Below are 19917 nucleotides of genomic sequence, written 5' to 3'. Positions count from 1 at the left end.
CCGTTCCCATGTCCTACCTCACCGTCGACCGCCTGACCGTCGCCTACGGCGCCGCCCCGGTGCTGGACGCGGTGTCCCTGGACGTCGCCAAGGGGGAGTTCGTGGCGCTGCTGGGCTCCTCGGGCTGTGGCAAGACCACCCTGCTGCGCGCCGTGTCCGGCTTCGTGCCGGTGCGGGCCGGGCGTATCGCCATGGCCGGGCGCGACGTCACCGCCGAGCCGCCGGAGCGGCGCAACACCGCCATGGTGTTCCAGTCCTACGCGCTGTGGCCGCACATGACCACGGCCCAGAACATCGGCTACGGCCTCAAGCTGCGCGGCTGGCCGCGCCGGCGCATCGCCGGGCGGGTGGCGGAGATGCTGGGGCTGCTCAAGCTCGACGGGCTGGAGGGGCGGCCGGTCACCCGGCTATCGGGCGGCCAGCGCCAGCGGGTGGCGCTGGGCCGGGCGCTCGCCATCGACCCGGAGATCCTGCTGCTGGACGAGCCGCTGTCCAACCTGGACGCCCGCATCCGGCTGGAGCTGCGCCACGAGATCCGCGCCCTGCAGCAGCGCCTGGGCATCACCGCGATCCACGTCACCCACGACCGCGAGGAGGCCATGGTGATGGCCGACCGCATCGTCGTGCTGGACGCCGGCACCATCGCCCAGGTCGGCACGCCGGAGGCGGTCTACCACCGCCCCGCCTCGCCCTTCGTCGCCAGCTTCATGGGGGCCGACAACGTGGTCGCCCTGGACGGCGCCGTGGAGGGCGACGCCCTGGCGCTGGCCGCCGGGCCCGACCACGACGCCGTGCGCCTGCCCCTGGGCGGCCCGGCCGGGCGGCCCGGCGTCCATCTGCCAGGCGGCGCCGGCGGAGCGCTGCACGCCCATTTCCGCAGCGAGGCGGCCCGCCTCGCCGACCCCGCCGCCCCGCCGGACGGCACGCTGCGCCTGCGCGGCCGCATCGTCCAGGCCGCCTATCCCGGCGGCGGCTGGCGCTACGCCGTCGCCGTCGGCGCCCACCGCTTCCTGGTCGACGACCCGCAGCGCCGCGCCACCGGCGAGGCCGTGGCGATCGCCGTGCCGCCCCAGTCCCTGCATTGCTACCCCGCCGCCGGCACGGCCTGAGGCCGGCGCCGGCGTCCCCCACCCCGCGAAGAGAGGGAAGACCGATGAAGCTGAGCACCCTGTCGGCGAGCGCCGCCGGCCTCGCCCTGGCCACCGCCCTGGCGGCGGTCCCCGTCCGGGCCGAAACCGTGCTGAACGTGGTGACCGCCGGCGACCAGAACATGGTCGACTACGTCGATCAGTTCCTGGCGCCGCGCTTCGAAACGCTGGCCCCGGGCGTCACCGTGCGCGCCGCCGGCACCGGCCCGGGCGACGCCGGCTCCCAGAAGATCTACGAGAAGCTGGACGCCCAGGCCAAGGCCGGGACGGCGACCTGGGACATCGACGTCGCCGTGGTCCACCAGAAGATGGCCGGCCAGATGGTGCGCGAGAGCCTGCTGGCCTCCTACGTCGACGACGTGGCCACCGGCGCGCTGGCCACCCGCGACAGCGCCCGCAACGCCCTGGGCACCGACGTCGGCGGCTACGTCATCCCGATGTTCCACAGCCAGATCGCCATCGCCTACAACCCCGACCTGGTGACGGCGCCGCCGGCGTCCTACGAGGCCCTGGCGGCGTGGGCCAAGGAGCACCCCAAGGCCTTCGGCTACAACGGCATCAAGGGCGGCATGTCGGGCGTCGGCTTCGTCGCCGGCTGGGCCGCCGCCCACATGGACCAGCCCGGGACGCTGGAGAAGGGGCCCTACGACAAGGCGATGATCCCGGCCATCGAGACGGCGCTGTCCGGCCTCAAAGCCTTCAACGAAACGGTCTCCTTCACCCCGGGCAACGCCGGCACGCTGGACATGCTGAACCGCGGCGAGATCGCCATGGGCCCGGTGTGGGTCGACATGTTCTACACCTGGCAGGCCGACGGCCGCCTCAACCCCGGCCTGAAGCTGACGCTGATCGAGCCGGGCCTGCCCGGCCAGCCCATGTACTACGTGGTGCCGGCCAAGGCCGCCCACCCCGACCTGGCCCGCACGTTCATCGAGCTGGCGACCGGCGCCGAGGTCCAGGCCGAGGGCATCGTCAAGCGCTTCAACTGGTACCCCGGCATCGACGCCGAGCACGTCCAGGCGAAGCTGGACGAGGCCACCTGGAACAAGCTGTTCACCGACGTGACGCCGCAGGACCTGGCGGCCAAGGGCAAGCCGTTCCCGCTGGCCCCCTACTTCACCGACATCCTCGAAGCCTATGAGCGCACCGTTGCCAACTGACGCCGCCACAGCGCCGGCCCTCTCCCCACCGGGGAGAGGGCTGCCCTGGGGGGTGATCCTGGTCCTGCCCGCCCTGGCGATGGTCGCCCTGTTCTTCCTCTACCCGCTGGGCTTCTCGCTGGTCAGCGCGTTCCGCGGCGAGGCCGGCTGGACGCTGGACCACTTCGCCAAGGCGCTCGCCTTCTACGGCCGCGACGTGGTGTTCACCGCCGTCATCGTGGCCTTGTCGGCGGGGGTGATCGGGGTGCTGGCGGTGGCCATCGGCGGCTATCTCACGCTCGGCACCAACCGGGTCGCGGTGGCCGCCCTGCGCTGGCTCTACCGCTGGCCGCTGTTCATCCCCTTCATCGTCGCGGCCCAGATGATGCGCTCCTTCCTCGCCAAGAACGGGCTGATGAACGCCATGCTCACGGGCAGCGGGGTGATCGAGCCGCTGCAGGCGGTGAGCCTGCTGGACTGGCGCGGCATCGTCATCACCTTCGTGTGGAAGCAGACGCCCTTCGTGGCGCTGATGGTGGCCGGCGCCATGGCCTCGCTCGACCGCTCGGGGATCGAGGCGGCCCGCGACCTGGGCGCCGGGCGCCTGCGCATCCTGGTCGACATCGTCGTGCCGCAGGTCCGCCCGACCCTGGTGGTCGGCCTGATCCTCAGCGTCGTCACCATGCTGTCGGTGCTGTCGGTGCCGATGATGATCAACCCCAATTCGCCGACCCTGATCACCGTCGACATGGCCTACCGCATCAACGCCCACGGCGACTACGGGGTGGCCAACGCGCTGGGCTTCCTCTCCTACGCCATGGCCGGGCTGGTGGCCTGGATCTACCTGCGCCACGGCGTGGCGCAAGGGGGCCGGCCGTGACCGGCGCCCTGGTCCGTGGCCTGCGCGGCGCCGGCTGGCTGCCGCGCGGCCTGCTGCTGGGGCTGCTGGCCTTCGCGGTGTTCGGGCCGATCGCCAACCTGCTGCTGTGGGCGGTGGCGGAAAGCTGGTACTTCCCCCACGCCCTGCCGCTGAAATGGGGCTTCGCCTTCTGGGAGCGGGTGTTCCACCCCCGCTCCAGCGCCATGGAGTCGCTGGCCACCAGCGTGATGATCGCGCTGTTCACGGTGGCGGCGTGCCTGGCCGTGTCGGTGCCCGCGGGCTACGCCCTGGCGCGCCTGCGCCTGCCGCTGCGCAGCCTGATCCTGCTGGCCTTCCTGCTGCCCCAGGCGTTTCCCAGCCTGGCCGTCTACATCAACGTGGCGCGGGTCTTCTACTGGGTCGGGCTCAACGGCACGGTCTTGGGGGTGGTGCTGGTGCACGCGGTGCACGGGCTGGTGTTCTCGGTGTGGATCACGACGGCCGCCTTCGCCGCCGTCGACCGCTCCCTGGAGGAGGCGGCGCGCAACCTCGGCGCCGGGCCGTTGCGCACCTTCCGGGACGTCACCCTGCCGCTGGCGGCGCCGGGGGTGATGGCGAGCTCGATCTTCGTGTTCCTGGAATCGCTGGACGAGTTCACCGGCACCTATTTCGTCGGCGTTCCCGACGTCACCACCCTGCCGCTCCTGATGTTCAACGCCGCCATGGGCGGCAACTACCAGGTCGCCGCCATCACGGCGCTGGTCCTGCTGGTGCCCTCGGTCGGCTTCATGCTGGTGATCGAGCGCTTCCTGAAGGCCGACGTGCTGGCCAAGGTCGGCCACTGAACGGACCCCCCAAACCATGGACATCGACGTCTTGGGGGTCGGCGAGGCCGCCGACCCCGCCCTCTGCAACGCCGCCCTCACGGTGGCCGCCGACGGCTTCCGGGCGCTGGTCGACTGCGGCCATTCGGTCCCGCCGGCGCTGTGGCGCGCCTGGCCCGATCCCGCCGCCATCGACGCGGTGGTGTTCACCCACCACCACCCGGACCACTGCTTCGGCGTCGTGCCCGTGCTGATCCGCTGGACCGACCAGGGCCGCACGGTCCCCCTGGACGTGGTGACCACCAGGCCGGGGCGGCGCCAGCTCGCCCGGCTCCTGGAGGCGGGCGGGGTCGACCCCGGGCGCGACCTGTCCTTCCCGCTGCGCTGGCACGACGTGCTGGAGACCCGGCAGCTCGGCCCCTTCGCCCTGGCCAGCGCGCCGACCCGCCACGCCGTGCCCAACCGGGCGCTGCGCTTCGCCCACGGCGGCGCGGTGTTCGCCTGCTCCGGCGACGGCCGGCCGACCGAGGAATCCCTGGCCCTGTTCGCCGGCGCCGACCTGCTGGTGCACGAGTGCTACACCGTGGCGCCGGAGCCGGGCCAGGCCTTCCACGCCGCCCTGGCGATGCTGGCCGCCCTGCCGGAGCGGCTGGGCATCGGCGCGCTGCGCCTCACCCACATCCGCGCCGACCAGCGCGCCCCGCTGGCCGCCGCCTGCGCGGCGCTGGACCGGGTGGCGCTGGCCCAGCCGGGCGACCGCTACGCCCTGGCCGGCGCCGTCACGCCCGCAGCACCACCTTCATGCACGCGTCCCGCTTGTTGAGGACCATCTCGTAGCCCTCGGGGGCGGCGTCCAGCGGCAGGGTGTGGGTGATGATGACCGAGGGGTCGATCTCGCCCTTCTGGATGCGTTCCCATCTCCAGCACCGCCACCCGGCGATGCCGGCGCCGACCACCGCCACGTCGACGGTGCGGTCGCCGCCGAGGGCGGGATAGCGCGGCGCCGACAGGCGGTCGACCCACTGGGAGGCGGAGGTGTCAGGCAGGCTTTCCATGGCGGTGCTCCGTGCTGCGCGAGGGGCAATGGCCGTCCCCTCCCAACAGCCGCGGCGTGGCATCCGGCACGGGCGCCGCCGGCACCGGGTCAGCGCCCGTAGCGGGCGGTCGCGGTGGCGGTGGCCAGGGCGTGGGCGTGCAGGTGGAAGCCGACCATGGCGCCCGGGGCGTCGCCGTCGAGCGGCAGGGCCGCCGCGTCGAGCGCCCAGACGGTGAAGACGTAGCGGTGCGCCGGGTCGCCCGCGGGCGGACAGGCGCCGCCGTACCCGGGTCGGCCGAAATCGGTGCGTCCCTGCACCGCCCCGTCGGGCAACGGCTTCGCCCCGGCCGGGAGGCCGCGCAGGGACGCCGGCAGGTTGAACAGGGTCCAATGCCACCAGCCGCTGCCGGTGGGGGCGTCGGGGTCGTACAGGGTCACCGCCAAGCTGCGGGTGCCCGGCGGCGGCGCCGTCCAGGACAGGGCCGGGGAGCGGTTGCCGCCGGCGCATCCGAACCCGTCCAGCACCTGGGCCTCGGCCAGGGAACCGTCGGGCCCCAGCCCGGCGACGGTGACGGCGAAGCCGCCGGCGCCGGGGGCGCCCGGCGGCGCGGCGGCGGCGCCCGTGACGAGCAGGGCGGCGGCGATCCCCAAGGCGACAGGTTTTCTCATGGTGGCGCTTCCCTCTCTGGCATGTTTCCGGGATCATAGGGACGTGATGGCCGATCGACCGCTGACGTTTTCTCATCGACGGGAGAGCCCGATGACGGCGTCCTTGCGGGCGGTCCAGGCGTTCTGCGCGGTGGCGCGCTGCGGCTCGATGGTCGAGGCGGCGACGGCGCTGGGCGTCACGCCCTCGGCGCTGTCCCACCTCGTGCGCGGGCTGGAGGCGCGGCTCGGCGTTCCCCTGTTCGAGCGGGCGGGGCGGGGCATGGCGCCCAGCGAGGACGGGCGGGCCCTGCTGGCCGCGGTCGGCCCGGCCATGGCCACGGTGGAGGAGGCCTTGGCCACCTTCGCCCGCCGCCGGCTGGAGCTGCGCATCAGCACCCTGTCGACCTTCGCCACGCGCTGGCTGATCCCGCGGCTGCCGCGCTTCCAGGCGGCGCACCCCGACGTGGAGCTGCTGGTGTCGACCTCGACCCGGGTCGTCGACTTCGACCGCGAGGCCTTCGACTGCGCCATCCGCTGGGGCGAGGGACGGTGGACCGGGGTGACGGGCGACCGCCTCTACGACGAGGTGCTGGTGCCGGCGTGCAGCCCGGCGCTGCGGGCCGGCGGCGCGCTGGCGGGGCCGGCGGGCCTCGCCGCCGCGCGCTTGCTGCACGCGCGCAGCCGGCGCGACGACTGGCGGCGGTGGCTCACGGCGGCGGGCGTGGCGGGCGTCGACGTGGCGTCCGGCCCGGCCTTCGACACCCGCCACCTGGTCATCCAGGCGGTGATCGCCGGCATGGGCGTGGCCGTCGTCGACCCCCGCTTCGTGGAGGCCGAGCTGGCCGCCGGCCACCTGGTCCTGCCCTTCGGGCCGGCGGTGCCGTTGCCCACGGGCTACTGGCTGGTGTGGCCGGACGGGCGCGGGGAACGCCGGCCGCTGGCGGCGTTCCGCGCCTGGCTCGCGTCGGAGCTGGCCGGTCCGCCGCCCCCGCCTCCGGAGCCCCCTCCGGCGGCCGCGTGACGGTCGGGTGGCGTGATGGTAGGGTGGGCGAACGACCGGGAGGGACTGCCATGGCCCACCACGCGCCGACGACGCGGCTCGCCACCCACGCCGTCACCAACCAGCCGCCGGAATACGCCCCCCGCGACCTGTGGCGCGAGGACGCCGCCCTGGCGGAGGGGGTGCGCCGCGAGGGCGCCGCTTGGGCCGAGCCGGCGCTGGCCGCGCTCGGCGCCGAGGCCGGCAGCGACCGGGTCATGGCGCTGGGCGAACTGGCGAACCGCCATCCGCCGCAGCTCGCAGCCTTCGACCGGTTCGGCCAGCGCATCGACGAGGTGGTGTTCCACCCCGCCTACCACGAGCTGATGGCGCTGGCGATGTCCCACGGGGTGCACGCCGTGGCCTGGACGGCGGCCCGCCCGGGCGGCCACGTCGCCCACGCCGCCATGGGATACCTGCTGACCCAGGCCGAGGCCGGCGTGCTGTGCCCGATGGCGATGACCCACGCGGCCGTGCCGGCGCTGCGCCACCAGCCGGAGGTGGCGGCGGTGTGGGTGCCGCGCGTCCTGTCCGGCCGCTACGACGGGCGGGCGGCGCCGGCGGCGGAGAAGACCGGCGCCACCATCGGCATGGCGATGACCGAGAAGCAGGGCGGTTCCGACGTGCGCGCCACCGCCACCGAGGCGCGCCCGCTGGGCGCCGCCGGGCCGGCACGGACCTACGCCCTGCGCGGCCACAAATGGTTCTGCTCGGCGCCGATGTCGGACGCGTTCCTGACCCTGGCCCGGGCGCCGGGCGGCCTGTCCTGCTTCCTGGTGCCGCGCTGGCGCGACGACGGCGGCCGCAACGGCCTGCGCCTGCAGCGCCTGAAGGACAAGCTGGGCAACCGCGCCAACGCGTCGGCGGAGATCGAGTACGAGGACGCCGAGGCGGTGATGGTGGGGGCCGAGGGGCGCGGCGTCGCCACCATCATCGACATGGTCCACCACACGCGCCTGGACTGCGGCAGCGCCGCCGCCGGGCTGATGCGTGCCGCGGTGTCGCGCGCCCTGCACCACGCCGGGCACCGCACGGCGTTCGGCCGGCGGCTGGCCGAGCAGCCGCTGATGACGGCGGTCCTGGCCGACCTGGCGCTGGAAAGCGAGGCGGCGCTGGCGCTGGTGCTGCGGGTGGCGCGGGCCGTCGACGGCCGGGCGCCGGAGGACCGGGCCTTCGCCCGGCTCGGCGTGGCGATCGCCAAGTACTGGGTGACCAAGCGCTGCCCGGCGGTGGTCGGCGAGGCGCTGGAGTGCCACGGCGGCAACGGCTACGTGGAGGACGGGGCCATGGCGCGCCTCTACCGGGAGGCGCCGCTCAACGCGATCTGGGAGGGGTCGGGCAACGTCATCTGCCTGGACGCGCTGCGCACCGTGCAGACGGAACCGGCGGCCCTGGCCGGGCTGGAGGGCGAGCTGGCGGGCTGCCGCGGACTCGACGGTCGGCTCGACGCGTGGGTGGCCGCGACACGCGCGCTGCTCGCCGCACCGGATGCCCTGGAGGTGCAGGCGCGCCGGGTGGTCGAGCGGCTGGCCCTGGCGCTCCAGGCCGGGTTGCTGCTGCGCCACGCCCCGGCGGCGGTGGCGGAGGCGTTCTGCGCCTCCCGCCTGGGCGGCGACCGGGGGCAGGCGTTCGGCACGCTGCCCGCCGACACCGACACCGACGCGATCCTCGCGCGGGCGGCGGGCGGTCGGCTGGGCGGCCGCTGACCGTCGGGCTCAGCGGGCGTCGTTCGCCGCGTCCTCGATCGCCTCGCCGGCGTCCTGCATCGCCTCTCCGACGTTGTCGGCGGCGGTGTCGGCGGCGGTGCCCATCTGTTCCCCGGCGCGGTCGATGTCGCGGCCGATGGCCTCGCCCGCCTGCTCGGCCGGGCCCTCGTTGTCGCAGGCGGCGACGACGGGAACGGCGAACAGAAGGCTGGCCAGGGCGATGGCGCGGGTGCGGTGAAGCATGGGTCAAGTCCCCGATGGTTGTCAGATGCCGGAAGAACGCAGCGGGTGCGGGTTTGTGCCCCCGTCTTTTCGTTCTCGGCGCAACAGCGGGGTGGGATGCCGAACGGCAGACGCCTCGACGGAATGCATAGATAACGAAGTGTCGATGGGCATCGACCCCGCCGCAACGACAGATTCCGCGCCTGTTCCGAATGTTGCCGATGTCGTGATACATCGTGTCGGAAGTATTGAAATTCTAAAATATTGCCACGTTCACGGTATCGAGGGCATCATCTTTACGAATTGTATACCCGCAATGGAGTAGTGGGTGTTTCGGCTTCGCGGTCGGTGTCCGGCGGCGGCGTCGCGATCATCGACAGGAGGGCGCCGTGAGGATGGATCGATTGAAGGTGGGGCAGCGGGTTGTGCTCGGTCAGGGGCTTCTTCTCGTGCTGCTTCTGGTGCTCGCGGGCAGCGCCGTGTGGTCGTTGCTGACCGGCGAGGAGCAGTTCACCAGTTACCGGGCGACCGCGCGTGACGCCAACCTGGCCAGCAGCGTCGAGATCGACATCGACACGGCGCGGCTGGCGGTGAAGGACTTCCTGCTGACCGGCACCAAGGAGGACGCGGCGCGCGTGACGGCGGAGGTCGCCGGGGTCCGCGGGCTGCTGGAAAGGGCGGAGCGGGAGTTCCAGAATCCGGAGCGGCGGCGCCTGCTCGGCGCGGCGCGCGCGGCGCTCGACACCTACGAGGAGGCGTTCGGCCGGATCGTCGTCGCCAGCGACCGCGCCGGCGCCCTGTCCGCCGAGACGCTCGACGTCAACGGTCCCCTGATCGAACAGGCGATGACCGCCATCATGCGCGGGGCCGAGGAGGACGGCGACGCCGTCGCCGCGGTCCGCGCCGGTCAGGCGCTGCGCCACCTGCTTCTCGCCCGGCTCTACTCCCTGCGCTTCGACACGCGCCGCGACGCCGCGACCGCCGACCGGGTCGAGGCGGAGTTCACCCAGTTCGCCGACGCCCTGGCGGCGCTCCAGGCCGAACTGGAGAATCCGGAGCGCCGCGCCGCGGCGGCGGCGGCGGCCGGGCGGTTCGCCACCTACCGCGCCGCCTTCGCCGAGAAGGCGGACTCCCTGCGCACCCTGCAGGGGGTGGTCACCGACACCCTGAACCCGGCCGGACAGACCATCACCGAGATGGCCACGGAGATGCGGGCCAGCCTGGTCCGCGAGCAGGACACCCTCGGCCCGCAGGCGGTTGCGGCGATGCAGCGGGCGGAGTATGTCCAGGCCGGGCTCGGCATCGTCGCCGTCCTGTTCGGCGTGCTGTGCTCCTTCGTCGTCGCGCGCTCGCTCACCCGGCCCATGGGCGCCATCACCGGGGCGATGCGCACCCTCGCCGACGGCGACCTCGACACCGCGGTGCCGCATGTCGACCACCGCGACGAGATCGGCGCCATGGCCCGTGCGGTGGAGGTGTTCAAGGCCAACGGCCTGGAGCGCCGCCGCCTGGAGGCGGAGCAGGAGACGGCCCGCCAGGCGCGCGAGCGCCGGGCGGCGACCCTGGAGCGGCTGATGTCCGCGTTCGAGGCCGACGTGCAGGGGCTGGTGTCGCAGCTCGGCTCGGCCAGCGTGCAGATGCGCGGCGCCGCCCAGTCCATGTCGGCCTTGTCGAACCAGACCAACAGCCAGGCGATCGCCGTGGCGGGGGCGGCCGAAGAGGCGTCGGCCAACGTCCAGACGGTGGCGACGGCGGCCGAGGAGCTGTCCAGCTCCATCGCCGAGATCACCCGCCAGGTGGCCGAGAGCGCCCGCATCTCCGGCGAGGCGCAGAGCGAGGCGGAGCGCACCAACGGAATCGTCGAAACCCTGTCCAGCGCCACCGCACGGATCGGCGACGTGGTCGATCTGATCAACAACATCGCCAGCCAGACCAACCTGCTGGCGCTGAACGCGACGATCGAGGCGGCGCGGGCCGGCGAGGCCGGCAAGGGCTTCGCCGTGGTCGCCAGCGAGGTCAAGCAACTGGCCAACCAGACCGGCCGCGCCACCGAGGAGATCTCCGGCCAGATCCAGCAGGTGCAGTCCGCCGCCGGCCAGGCGGTCCAGGCCATCCGCTCGATCGCCAGCACCATCGGCCGCCTCAACGAGATCGCCACGGCCATCGCGTCGGCGGTGGAGGAGCAGGGGGCGGCGACCCAGGAGATCGCCCGCAACGTGCAGCAGGCCGCGGCGGGCACCCAGGACGTCACCACCACCATCGTCGGCGTCCGCCAGGCGGCGGCGGAAACCGGCGCGGCGGCCGGTCAGGTGCTCGCCGCCGCCGGCGGAATCGAAACCCGCTCGGCGTCGCTCACCGGCGAGGTCTCCCGCTTCCTGGGCGCGGTGAAGGCGGCGTAACCCGCGGGGGGCCCCGCTACCCCGCGCCAACACCGCCCCGCGCCAACACCGCCCCGCCCAACACCGCCCCGTCCCAACGCCATCCCACGGACCCGTGGGGTGGCGTTTCGGCGTGGGCGGGACCCGGGGCCGGCCGCCGGGAGCCCGGCGGCCCGGCCACGCCGACTCGCGGCCTGCCGCGCCACGGCCGGCGGCGGTTCGCCGATCGGGCGCGGACGCCCATCGGCGCCCAAGGACAACCGGCAATACGGCGGCCACCGGCCGGGTTCGCCGGCGCCGACCGCCGCGCCGCCGGAAACGCACGCCGGTGCGGCGGCGTGCGGCGCCCCCGCCAGACACCTGTTGCAAGTCCCGTCGGTGCAAGATAATGAAACTTACTCGCATTCGCGACACCCCGCACCGGCGTGACATCCCCCGGACCGGCCGTGCCGGTCGCTGTCGTTGCGCCACCGAGACAGACGTTTGGTAGAGGACCCGGCACCCATGAAGCGACCCCACGGAGAGGCTGCGTTGCGCCATCCCCGCCCCCTCCGCAACGACCCGCGCGGCGCGTCCGACGCCTCCCATGCCGGCCTGCGCCCGCTTGCCGTGGCGGTCCACCTGGCCGGTGCGGTGCTGGCGGGCGGCCTCGTCCTGCCGTCGGCGGTCCTTGCCCAGGCGCCGGGCGCCCCGGCCGCGGTCGTCGCCAACGTTCCGCCGGGGCCGCTGGGCGATTCGCTGAACCGCTTCGCCGCCCAGGCCGGGGTCGCCATCGCCGTCGATCCCGACCAGGTCCGCGGCAAGAGCGCGCCCGGGGTGACCGGGACGACCACCGTCGAGGACGGCTTCCGCCGCCTGCTGGCCGGCAGCGGCTACCAGCTCGGCCGCGCCGGCTCCAGCTACGCGCTGGTGGCGGCGGCGGCGGCGCCGTCCGGCGCCGTGACCCTGCCGGCCCTGCAGGTGACGGCCAGCGCCGGCACGGCGGCGGGCGACCTGCCGGCGCCCTACGCCGGCGGCCAGGTGGCCGAGGGCGGGTCGCTGGGCCTGCTCGGCACCCGGGACATCATGGACACGCCGTTCAGCACGGTGAACTACACCGCCGACCTGATCGAGGACCAGCAGGCGCGCACCGCGGCCGACACCCTGGTCAACGACGCGTCGGTGCGCCTGACCACGGGCAGCAACGGCTTCGACGACACCTTCCAGATCCGCGGTTTCGCCGTCCCTTCCGGCGACGTCGGCTTCAACGGGCTGTACGGTCTGGTGTCGTCCAACCGCGTCCCGGCGCAGATCATCGAGCGCATCGAGCTGATGAAGGGGCCGAGCGCCCTGATCAACGGCATCCCGCCCAACGGCAGCATCGGCGGCGGCATCAACATCGCGTCCAAGCGGGCCGGTGACGAGCCGCTCACGCGGCTGACCACGACCTACATCGGCGACGCCAATTTCGGCGTCCACGCCGACGTCGGGCGCCGTTTCGGCGCGAACAAGGAATGGGGCGTGCGGGTCAACGCGCTGCTGCGCGACGGCGAGGCCTCGATCGAGGACGGCAACGTCCAGACCGTGCTCGGCGCCGCCGCGATCGACTACCGCGGGGAGCGGCTGCGCTGGTCGCTGGACGCCATGTTCCAGCGCGACGACACCGACGGCTTCCGCCCGCAGATCTCCATCCTGCCCACCGTCACCGCCATCCCGTCGCCGCCCGACGCCGACAGCAACTGGTTCCCGGGCACGACGCTGGTCCAGAAGGACACGACGGTCGCCACCCGGGTCGAGTTCGACCTGACCGACCAGCTGACCGCGTACGCCGCCATCGGCTACCGCGACGGCACCAACGACCAGATGTTCCCGGTGGCCCGTCCCGGGGCCGACGACCTCGGCACCTTCACGGTCCGCAACTCCTGGTACGATTCGTACAGCGAGACGGTCAGCGGCACGGTGGGCGCGCGCTGGCGCTTCGCCACGGGGCCGGTCGGCCATGCCCTCAGCGTCGGCTTCACCGGCTTCCAGCAGGAGGCCGGCAACGCCTACATCCAGTCCGCCGACGCCGTCGTCTCCAACATCTACGCGCCGGTGGCGCTGCCCGTCACCACGGCGCCGCGCACCGAGCCGCAGCGGTCGTCGGAAACCACGCTGACCAGCGTCGCGATCGCCGACACCCTGTCGTTCCTGGACGAGCGCGTGCTGCTGACCCTGGGCGTGCGCGACCAGAAGGTGAAGGTCGACAGCTACAGCACGGCGACCGGGGCGAAGACCTCCACCTACGACGCCAGCGCCACGACGCCGCTCGCCGGCCTCGTCGTCAAGCCCCTGGAGACCGTCTCGGTCTACGCCAGCTACGCCGAGGGACTGACCCGCGGCACCATCGTCGGCGCCGGCTACGCCAACGCCGGCGAGGTGCTCGCCCCGTTCAAGTCCGAGCAGGTCGAGGCCGGCGTGAAGGTCGACTGGGGCACCGTCACGACCACCGCCGCGGTGTTCCAGCTGTCGCGCCCGAACTCGATCACCACCGCCGCCAACGAGCTGGCCTACGACGGCGAGCAGCGCAACCGCGGCCTGGAGCTGTCGGCGTTCGGCGAGGTCGTGCCGGGCCTGCGCGGCATCGCCAGCGCCACCTTCCTGAAGCCGGAGCTGAGCCGCACGGCGGTCGCCGCGGAAGAGGGCAACGACGCCGCCGGCGTGCCGGACACGACCGTCTCGGCCGGCCTGGAGTGGGACACGCCGTGGCTGGAGGGCCTCTCGCTGAACGGCCGGGTGATCCACACCTCGGGCTCGTACCTGACCAACGAGAACACGCTGCGCTTCGACGGCTGGACCCGGGTCGACATCGGCGCCCGCTACGAGACCGTTCTGGCCGGCAACCCGCTCACCCTGCGGGCCACCGTCGAGAACCTCTTCGACGAGGCGTACTGGCTGACCACCGGCACCTACGTGACCGTCGGCTCGCCGCGCACCGTGCTGCTGTCCGCGTCGATGGACTTCTGATGCGTCACCACCGCGCGGGGTCCGCCATGACCAGGCTTTTCGCCGCCGCCTGTGCGATCGCCCTCGCCCTGCCGGCGCAGGCCCACCAGCTGTGGATCGAGCAGCCCGACGACCGGGGCGCGGTGATCCGCTTCGGCGAGTTCGGCGACAACCTGCGCGAGGCCTCGCCCGGCCTGCTCGACAAGATGGGCCGGCCGGCCGGCACGCTGGTCTCCGCCGCCGTCGGCGAGCGCAGCGCCGACGCCGTCAAGACGGCAACGGGCTTCACGCTGCCCTTCGCGGCGGCGGCGGGCGAGAGCATCGTCGCCGAGGACGCGCACTACCCGCTCTACACCTGGACGAACGGGAGCCGCGCGGTCACCAGCTGGTACCGGCCGGCGGCGCGGTTGATCACCGGCTTCGCCGAGCAGCCGCCCAGGCTCGCCCTCGACCTGGTGCCGGCCGGCGAGCCCGGGCGGTTCAAGCTGTTCTTCAAGGGCGAGCCCAAGGCCGAGACCACGGTGACCCTGGTGACGCCGTCCGGCTGGCGCAAGGAGGGCCGCACCGACGAGCAGGGCCTGGTCCGCTTCGACATGCCCTGGCAAGGGCCGTACGTGGCCGAGGTCAGCGTCGACGACGCCACGCCGGGGGAGCGCGCCGGGGCGAACGGCGCGGAGGCCTACGACGGGGTCACCTACGTCACCTCGGTCACCTATGCCAGCCCCGAGGGGCTGCCGGCGGTGCCCGCAGGGCCGGCGGCGCCGCCCAACCCATGACGGTGCCGGCAGACCGCCGGCGCGCCGTCGGCCCGCTCGTCGCGCGCATCGTCGCCGCGCTGCTCGGCGGCTACGCCCTGGCGGCGCTGGCCAGCGTGGCCGTGCTGGCGCTGCCGGTCGACGAGCGCCAGGCGGTGATCGCCGGCATGCTCGTGAGTTTCGCCGTCTACGCCGGGGCGGTGGTCTGGGTGTTCGCGGCGCGCAGCGCCGGGCGCGCCTGGGCCGGTCTGCTCCTGGCCGCGGCGCCGCTGCTGGCGGCGGCGGCGTCGGTGTGGGCGTCGGCATGACCCGCCGGACGCCCGCGCCACGCGGCCTGCGCCAGAGCATGTCCGGTCTGCACACCTGGGCCGGACTGCTGCTGGGCTGGGTGCTCTACGCCATGTTCCTCACCGGGACCGTGTCCTATTTCAAGGACGAGCTGTCCCAGTGGATGCGCCCGGAGCTGGCGGCCCAGGCGGCCGTGCCCGACCCGGCCGGGGTCGCCCAGCGCGTCGCCGACCGGCTCGCCACGGTGGCGCCGGGCAGCCGGCAATGGAGCGTGCGCCTGCCCGACGCGCGCACCAACAGCGCCTCCGTCTTCTGGCGCATCGCCACCCCGGCACCGGGGCAGCGGCCGTTCCGCGAGGCCAGTTTCGACCCCGCCACCGGCGCCGAGCTGACGGCCCGCGACACCATGGGCGGCGAGTTCTTCTACCGCTTCCACTTCCAGTTCCACTACATGCCGGTGATCTGGGGCCGCTGGCTGGCCGGGGCCGCGGCCATGTTCATGCTGGTGGCCATCGTCAGCGGGGTGATCGTCCACAAGAAGATCTTCGTCGACTTCTTCACCTTCCGCTGGGGCAAGGGCCAGCGCTCCTGGCTCGACGCGCACAACGCGCTCTCGGTGTTCGGGCTGCCGTTCCACCTGATGATCACCTACACCGGGCTGGTCACCCTGATGGCGCTGTACGTGCCGTGGGGCGAGCGGGCGGCCATCGAGACTCCGGCGGAGCGCCAGGCGTACACCGCCCAGCTCAGCGCCTTCATCCAGCCCGGCAAGGCCAGCGGCGAGGCCGCACCGCTGGCCTCCGTCGCCGGGATGGTCCGCCAGGCCCAGGCGCGATGGGGGGCGCACAACATCGGCCGGGTCACCGCCACCCACCCCGGCGACGCGGCGGCGCGGGTGGCGGTGGTGCGCGGCGAGGCCGGCCGCGTCTCCATGAGCCCCCAGTACCTGCTGTTCGACGGCGCCAGCGGGGCGCTGCTGGAGGTCCACGAGGCGGTGGGCGCTGCGGCCGAGACCCGCGGCGTGCTGTACGCCCTGCACCTCGGCCGCTTCAGCGACACCGTCACCCGCTGGCTCTATTTCCTGGTCAGCCTGGCCGGGACCGCCATGGTCGGAACAGGGCTGGTGATGTGGACGGTCAAGCGGCGGCAGACGCTGGCCGATCCGCTCCGCCCCCACCTCGGCGTCCGGGCGGTGGAGCGGCTGAACATCGCCGGCGTCGCCGGCCTCTCGGTCGCCATGACCGCCTTCCTGTGGGCCAACCGCCTGCTGCCGACCGGGCTGGAGGGGCGCGGCGCCTGGGAGATCCATGCCTTCTTCGTGGTCTGGGCGGCGACGCTGCTCCACGCCGCGCTGCGCCCGGCCACGGCGGCCTGGGTGGAGCAGCTGTGGGCGGCGTCGGCGCTGCTGGCGCTGCTGCCCGTGGTCAACGCCCTGACCACGCCGCGGCCGCTGTGGCACAGCCTGGCCCAGGGCGACTGGGTGTTCGCCGGCGTCGACCTCATGTGCTGGGCCTTGGCCGCGCTCCACGCCGTGGTGGCGGTCCGGGCGACCGGGCGGCGCGGCGCACCGCGGCCGGCGCGCGGCGGCGGTGGCGCATGACCCATCTGCTGTCCGCCGCGTTGTGCGTCGCCGGATTCGCCGCTCTGGCCCTCGCCATGGACCGTCCGCAGCACGCCGTGTTCGGCCGCGCGCTGGCGGTGGCCGCCACGCGCGCGCTGCGCACCGCCGGCGCCGGCGCCTTGCTGCTGGCGCTGCACGCCCTGGTCGACTGGCGGGGCTGGGGCCTCGGGCTGGTCATGTTCAGCGGCCACACCAGCCTGGGCGCCGGCGTCGTGCACGGCGCCCTCATCGCCGTGGCGCGGCGCCGGGCGCCGGCGGCGGCCCGCCGGTAGGGCCGCGCCGCCATCATTGTTGCCGCGGCCGCGACACGCGGCGCCCGGCTTCTGCTGCACTGCGCAATGCTGCCATTCGCCTGATGCGGGGCCATGGGGTTTGCAGGCTGGTATGGAAGCCTATATGTTCGAGTCACAAACTGTGTGACTCCATACCAAATCCGCCGCTCCCCTTCCACCAACAGACGCGACAAGAAATGCTGTACGAACTCCATGACCTCACCCGGCATGCACTGTTCGCGCCCATGAATTGGGCGGGGCGGCTGGGGCAGACGATGTTGCAGCCGGCGCTGGCCATGCCGTCCCACTTCGCCCCGTTCAGCGAGGCGGCGCGGGTGTACGCCGCCGGCTTCGGGATGCTGGAGCGGGTGACCCGCGTTTACGACAAGCCGGTCTTCGGCGTCGGCGTGGACGAGGCGGTGGTGTGGCGCCGGCCGTTCTGCAACCTGCTGCATTTCGCCGCCGGCCGGCCCGACGCGCCGCGGGTGGTGATCTTCGCGCCGCTGTCGGGGCACCACGCCACGCTGCTGCGCGGCACCGTGGAATCCCTGGTCGGCGAGCACGAGGTGTTCGTCACCGACTGGCTCGACGCCAAGCAGGTGCCGCTGTCGGAGGGCCGCTTCGGCCTGGACGAGTACATCGACTACGTGCTGGAGGTGATGGCCGTCGTCGGCGCCGGCGGGCCGTTCAGCGTGCTGGCGGTGTGCCAGCCCTGCGTGCCGGTGCTGGCGGCGGTGGCGCTGCTGAGCGAGGACGGCGGCGGGCCGGGCCTGCCGCAGAGCATGGCCCTGATGTCCGGCCCGATCGACCCCGGCGCCGCCGAGACCGAGGTGACCCGCTTCGCCCTCAAGCACAGCCTGCGGTCGTTCGAGCGCAAGCTGATCCACCGGGTGCCGTCGCGCTACCCCGGCCGCTTCCGCCGCGTCTACCCGGGCATGGTCCAGCTCGCCGGCTTCATGTCGACGCAGATGGACCGCCACCTCAAGCAGCACCTCGACCTGTTCCGCCACCTGTCGATGATGGACGGTGACGCGGCGGAGCGCATCACCGACTTCTACGACGAGTACCTGTCGGTGCTCGACCTCACGGCGGAGTTCTACCTGGAGACCATCGACCGGGTGTTCCAGCGCCGCGACATGGCGCACGGGCGCTTCACCTGGCGGGACCGCACCGTGGACCTCGGCGCCATCGACCGGGTGCGGCTGCTGACGGTGGAGGGCGAGAAGGACGACATCTGCGCCCCCGGCCAGACCGTCGCCGCCCACCGCCTGCTGCCCAACCTGCCGGACTCGATGAAGGCCCACCACGTCCAGGAGGGCGTCGGTCACTACGGCGTGTTCAGCGGGTCGCGCTACCGCAAGGGCATCCTGCCGCAGCTCGCGCGGACCTTCGCCGCCGCCTGACGGCATAGTCCGGGGCGTCCGGTCTTTTCGCCTTGCCGCCCTCTTCCCATATGCAGCCGCTCAACCGGAGGGGCGGCATGGCGGGTGCGATGACGGGGCATGGCGGTGGCGGCTCGGCGTCGGGGGGCGGCGCGGCGGAGGCGCGGCCGGGCGGGTGCGGTGGTCTGTGCGGCCAGGCGTTCCCCGTGCCGTTCTCCATGGCGTTCCAGCCGATCGTCGACGTGCGCAGCGGCGCGGCCTGGGGCCACGAGGCGCTGGTGCGCGGTGCGCGCGGCGAGGGGGCTGCGACGGTGCTGGGGGCCGTCGACGACACCAACCGCTACGCCTTCGACCAGGCCTGCCGGACCAAGGCCATCGAGCTGGCGGTGCGGCTGGGGCTGCCGGCCCGCCTCAGCATCAACTTCCTGCCCAACGCGGTGTACGAGCCGGCGGCCTGCATCCAGGCGACGCTGCGCGCCGCGCGCCGGTTCGCCCTGCCGACCGACCGCATCATCTTCGAGGTGACCGAGGGCGAGCGGGTGCTCGACCGCCGGCATCTCCAGGCGATCTTCACGGAATACGCCCGCCAGGGGTTCATGACCGCCATCGACGATTTCGGCGCCGGCTATTCCGGCCTCAACCTGCTGGCGGAGTTCCGCCCCGACATCATCAAGCTGGACATGGAGCTGACCCGCGGCATCGACGCCGACCGGGTGCGCCGGGCCATCGTGCGCGGCGTGCTGAACGTGTGCGAGGAGCTGGCGATCGTGCCCATCGCCGAGGGGGTGGAGACGGCGGACGAGGCGGCGGCGCTGGCCGACCTTGGCGTCTCGCTCATGCAGGGCTACCATTTCGCCCGTCCCGCCTTCGAGGCGCTGCCGCCGCTGCGGCCGGCGGGCAGCTGACCCGGCGCCCGGGAGTCACGACCATGGCTGGAGATCAGGCCGCCGGCCGGCCGACCGTCGCGATCGCGTACTGCCGCCAGTGCCGCTGGCTGCTGCGCGCGGCGTGGATGGCGCAGGAGCTGCTCTCCACCTTCGAGGAGGAGCTGGGCGGCGTCACCCTGGTGCCGGGCACCGGCGGCGTCTTCGAGGTGCGGTGCGACGGCGCCGTGCTGTGGTCGCGCCAGGACGAGGGGCGGTTCCCCGAGATCACCGAACTCAAGGTCCGGGTGCGCGACCGCATCGCCCCCGACAAGCCGCTGGGCCACGTCGACCGGGCCGCGGGGCGCGCCACCCCGTGAGCGCGGCGCACGACGCGCGGCAGCCCTGCCGCCGGCGCGCGTCCGGCGTTGATCTCGGTCAAACCGCGCCGGCGCCGTTCCATGGCAGGAAGGGGGCCTGTGGCAGGATCGGAGAGGCCCTCAAATGTTCGAGTGGATGGACGCCCGCGCGGAGCTGATCGGGGCGATGGCCCGGCGCCTGGAGATCGACGTGCCCGCGGCCTGCGCCGGCGGCGGCGCCGAGCGCTACGGCACGATGGCGCGGACCTGCATGCTGTGCCGAAGCGCCAAGGACTGCCGCGCCTGGCTGGCCGGATCGGCCGCGGACGAGGCCTACCGCCACTTCTGCCCCAACGCCGCGCGCTTCGACCTGCTGCGCGAGGACGCCGGGCACGCCGCCGCGTGACGCGGCGA

Annotated in this window: 20 protein-coding genes; 17 read left to right on the top strand and 3 right to left on the bottom strand. The window is 73.6% G+C overall.

The window, feature by feature from the left end:
- The first annotated feature begins 8 nt into the window (after window positions 1–8).
- Genes AC6H2I_RS13395 through AC6H2I_RS13375 form a run of 5 tightly spaced genes read left to right on the top strand, consistent with a single transcriptional unit; the run spans window position 9 to window position 4793 of the window.
- Window positions 9–1109, top strand: a complete 1101-nt coding sequence (locus AC6H2I_RS13395; RefSeq protein ID WP_497501147.1) for an ABC transporter ATP-binding protein — start codon at window positions 9–11, stop codon at window positions 1107–1109.
- A 44-nt stretch (window positions 1110–1153) separates the two neighbouring features.
- Entirely contained in the window at window positions 1154–2308 is a 1155-nt protein-coding gene (locus AC6H2I_RS13390) for an extracellular solute-binding protein (RefSeq protein ID WP_497501146.1), read from the top strand.
- 52 nt (window positions 2309–2360) lie between these two features.
- Window positions 2361–3167, top strand: coding sequence for an ABC transporter permease (locus AC6H2I_RS13385; RefSeq protein WP_497501144.1), 807 nt, complete (start codon window positions 2361–2363; stop codon window positions 3165–3167).
- Window positions 3164–3991 (top strand): ABC transporter permease, encoded by an 828-nt coding sequence (locus AC6H2I_RS13380; protein ID WP_497501143.1) that lies wholly within the window; start codon window positions 3164–3166, stop codon window positions 3989–3991. Before AC6H2I_RS13385 ends, AC6H2I_RS13380 begins: the two co-directional genes overlap by 4 nt.
- Window positions 3992–4007: 16 nt before the next feature.
- Complete coding sequence (locus AC6H2I_RS13375) at window positions 4008–4793, top strand: MBL fold metallo-hydrolase (protein ID WP_497501142.1); 786 nt, start codon at window positions 4008–4010, stop codon at window positions 4791–4793.
- On the opposite strand, the gene AC6H2I_RS13370 is transcribed toward AC6H2I_RS13375, so the two are convergent.
- Together AC6H2I_RS13370 and AC6H2I_RS13365 are read right to left on the bottom strand one after the other, a co-directional pair.
- Window positions 4750–5025: a hypothetical protein gene (locus AC6H2I_RS13370; protein ID WP_497501141.1), complete on the bottom strand. Its 276-nt coding sequence runs from the start codon at window positions 5023–5025 to the stop codon at window positions 4750–4752. The two genes, AC6H2I_RS13375 and AC6H2I_RS13370, sit on opposite strands and share 44 nt — an antisense overlap.
- A gap of 89 nt (window positions 5026–5114) precedes the next feature.
- Window positions 5115–5675 (bottom strand): YbhB/YbcL family Raf kinase inhibitor-like protein, encoded by a 561-nt coding sequence (locus tag AC6H2I_RS13365; protein ID WP_497501140.1) that lies wholly within the window; start codon window positions 5673–5675, stop codon window positions 5115–5117.
- A gap of 91 nt (window positions 5676–5766) precedes the next feature.
- Here AC6H2I_RS13365 and AC6H2I_RS13360 point away from each other — a divergent pair, with 91 nt between their 5' ends.
- Window positions 5767–6675 (top strand): LysR substrate-binding domain-containing protein, encoded by a 909-nt coding sequence (locus tag AC6H2I_RS13360; protein WP_497501139.1) that lies wholly within the window; start codon window positions 5767–5769, stop codon window positions 6673–6675.
- 50 nt (window positions 6676–6725) lie between these two features.
- Window positions 6726–8399: an acyl-CoA dehydrogenase family protein gene (locus AC6H2I_RS13355; RefSeq protein WP_497501138.1), complete on the top strand. Its 1674-nt coding sequence runs from the start codon at window positions 6726–6728 to the stop codon at window positions 8397–8399.
- A gap of 9 nt (window positions 8400–8408) precedes the next feature.
- Here the strand turns inward: AC6H2I_RS13355 and AC6H2I_RS13350 are convergent, their stop codons facing one another.
- Window positions 8409–8642: a hypothetical protein gene (locus AC6H2I_RS13350; protein WP_497501137.1), complete on the bottom strand. Its 234-nt coding sequence runs from the start codon at window positions 8640–8642 to the stop codon at window positions 8409–8411.
- Between the two features lie 374 nt (window positions 8643–9016).
- On the opposite strand from AC6H2I_RS13350, the gene AC6H2I_RS13345 reads away from it, so the two are divergent.
- From AC6H2I_RS13345 to AC6H2I_RS13300, 10 genes are all read left to right on the top strand, one after another.
- Complete coding sequence (locus AC6H2I_RS13345) at window positions 9017–11020, top strand: methyl-accepting chemotaxis protein (protein WP_497501136.1); 2004 nt, start codon at window positions 9017–9019, stop codon at window positions 11018–11020.
- A gap of 483 nt (window positions 11021–11503) precedes the next feature.
- The gene (locus AC6H2I_RS13340) at window positions 11504–13984 is read left to right on the top strand and encodes a TonB-dependent siderophore receptor (protein WP_497501135.1); all 2481 of its coding nucleotides are present in this window, start codon (window positions 11504–11506) and stop codon (window positions 13982–13984) included.
- Between the two features lie 26 nt (window positions 13985–14010).
- Window positions 14011–14739 carry a cobalt ABC transporter substrate-binding protein gene (locus AC6H2I_RS13335; RefSeq protein WP_497501134.1) on the top strand — a complete coding sequence of 243 codons (729 nt, stop codon included), beginning with the start codon at window positions 14011–14013 and terminating at the stop codon, window positions 14737–14739.
- On the top strand, window positions 14736–15026 hold the full coding sequence (locus tag AC6H2I_RS13330; RefSeq protein WP_497501133.1) for a DUF3649 domain-containing protein: 291 nt from the start codon (window positions 14736–14738) through the stop codon (window positions 15024–15026). Before AC6H2I_RS13335 ends, AC6H2I_RS13330 begins: the two co-directional genes overlap by 4 nt.
- On the top strand, window positions 15023–16606 hold the full coding sequence (locus tag AC6H2I_RS13325; RefSeq protein ID WP_497501132.1) for a PepSY-associated TM helix domain-containing protein: 1584 nt from the start codon (window positions 15023–15025) through the stop codon (window positions 16604–16606). Before AC6H2I_RS13330 ends, AC6H2I_RS13325 begins: the two co-directional genes overlap by 4 nt.
- Complete coding sequence (locus tag AC6H2I_RS13320; protein WP_497501131.1) at window positions 16603–16899, top strand: DUF3325 family protein; 297 nt, start codon at window positions 16603–16605, stop codon at window positions 16897–16899. The genes AC6H2I_RS13325 and AC6H2I_RS13320 overlap by 4 nt, the downstream gene beginning before the upstream one ends.
- 197 nt (window positions 16900–17096) lie before the next feature.
- Window positions 17097–18302 (top strand): polyhydroxyalkanoate depolymerase, encoded by a 1206-nt coding sequence (phaZ, locus tag AC6H2I_RS13315; protein WP_497501130.1) that lies wholly within the window; start codon window positions 17097–17099, stop codon window positions 18300–18302.
- A gap of 77 nt (window positions 18303–18379) precedes the next feature.
- Complete coding sequence (locus tag AC6H2I_RS13310) at window positions 18380–19186, top strand: EAL domain-containing protein (protein WP_497501129.1); 807 nt, start codon at window positions 18380–18382, stop codon at window positions 19184–19186.
- A 23-nt stretch (window positions 19187–19209) separates the two neighbouring features.
- Window positions 19210–19524 (top strand): Rdx family protein, encoded by a 315-nt coding sequence (locus AC6H2I_RS13305; RefSeq protein ID WP_497501128.1) that lies wholly within the window; start codon window positions 19210–19212, stop codon window positions 19522–19524.
- Between the two features lie 124 nt (window positions 19525–19648).
- Window positions 19649–19909, top strand: a complete 261-nt coding sequence (locus tag AC6H2I_RS13300) for a DUF6455 family protein (protein ID WP_497501127.1) — start codon at window positions 19649–19651, stop codon at window positions 19907–19909.
- The last annotated feature ends 8 nt before the right edge of the window (window positions 19910–19917 follow it).

It is taken from the genome of Azospirillum sp. NS33 (genome assembly GCF_059703765.1).
Note: the sequence above shows the minus strand (reverse complement) of the source record. Positions and strands in the feature narration are given on the sequence as shown.

Coding starts and splice junctions, on each gene's coding strand:
- AC6H2I_RS13395 (WP_497501147.1), top strand. CDS start 9: ATGTCCTACCTCACCGTCGACCGCCTGACCGTCGCCTACGGCGCCGCC.
- AC6H2I_RS13390 (WP_497501146.1), top strand. CDS start 1,154: ATGAAGCTGAGCACCCTGTCGGCGAGCGCCGCCGGCCTCGCCCTGGCC.
- AC6H2I_RS13375 (WP_497501142.1), top strand. CDS start 4,008: ATGGACATCGACGTCTTGGGGGTCGGCGAGGCCGCCGACCCCGCCCTC.
- AC6H2I_RS13370 (WP_497501141.1), bottom strand. CDS start 5,025: ATGGAAAGCCTGCCTGACACCTCCGCCTCCCAGTGGGTCGACCGCCTG.
- AC6H2I_RS13365 (WP_497501140.1), bottom strand. CDS start 5,675: ATGAGAAAACCTGTCGCCTTGGGGATCGCCGCCGCCCTGCTCGTCACG.
- AC6H2I_RS13360 (WP_497501139.1), top strand. CDS start 5,767: ATGACGGCGTCCTTGCGGGCGGTCCAGGCGTTCTGCGCGGTGGCGCGC.
- AC6H2I_RS13355 (WP_497501138.1), top strand. CDS start 6,726: ATGGCCCACCACGCGCCGACGACGCGGCTCGCCACCCACGCCGTCACC.
- AC6H2I_RS13350 (WP_497501137.1), bottom strand. CDS start 8,642: ATGCTTCACCGCACCCGCGCCATCGCCCTGGCCAGCCTTCTGTTCGCC.
- AC6H2I_RS13345 (WP_497501136.1), top strand. CDS start 9,017: ATGGATCGATTGAAGGTGGGGCAGCGGGTTGTGCTCGGTCAGGGGCTT.
- AC6H2I_RS13340 (WP_497501135.1), top strand. CDS start 11,504: ATGAAGCGACCCCACGGAGAGGCTGCGTTGCGCCATCCCCGCCCCCTC.
- AC6H2I_RS13335 (WP_497501134.1), top strand. CDS start 14,011: ATGACCAGGCTTTTCGCCGCCGCCTGTGCGATCGCCCTCGCCCTGCCG.
- AC6H2I_RS13330 (WP_497501133.1), top strand. CDS start 14,736: ATGACGGTGCCGGCAGACCGCCGGCGCGCCGTCGGCCCGCTCGTCGCG.
- AC6H2I_RS13325 (WP_497501132.1), top strand. CDS start 15,023: ATGACCCGCCGGACGCCCGCGCCACGCGGCCTGCGCCAGAGCATGTCC.
- AC6H2I_RS13320 (WP_497501131.1), top strand. CDS start 16,603: ATGACCCATCTGCTGTCCGCCGCGTTGTGCGTCGCCGGATTCGCCGCT.
- phaZ (WP_497501130.1), top strand. CDS start 17,097: ATGCTGTACGAACTCCATGACCTCACCCGGCATGCACTGTTCGCGCCC.
- AC6H2I_RS13310 (WP_497501129.1), top strand. CDS start 18,380: ATGGCGGGTGCGATGACGGGGCATGGCGGTGGCGGCTCGGCGTCGGGG.
- AC6H2I_RS13305 (WP_497501128.1), top strand. CDS start 19,210: ATGGCTGGAGATCAGGCCGCCGGCCGGCCGACCGTCGCGATCGCGTAC.
- AC6H2I_RS13300 (WP_497501127.1), top strand. CDS start 19,649: ATGTTCGAGTGGATGGACGCCCGCGCGGAGCTGATCGGGGCGATGGCC.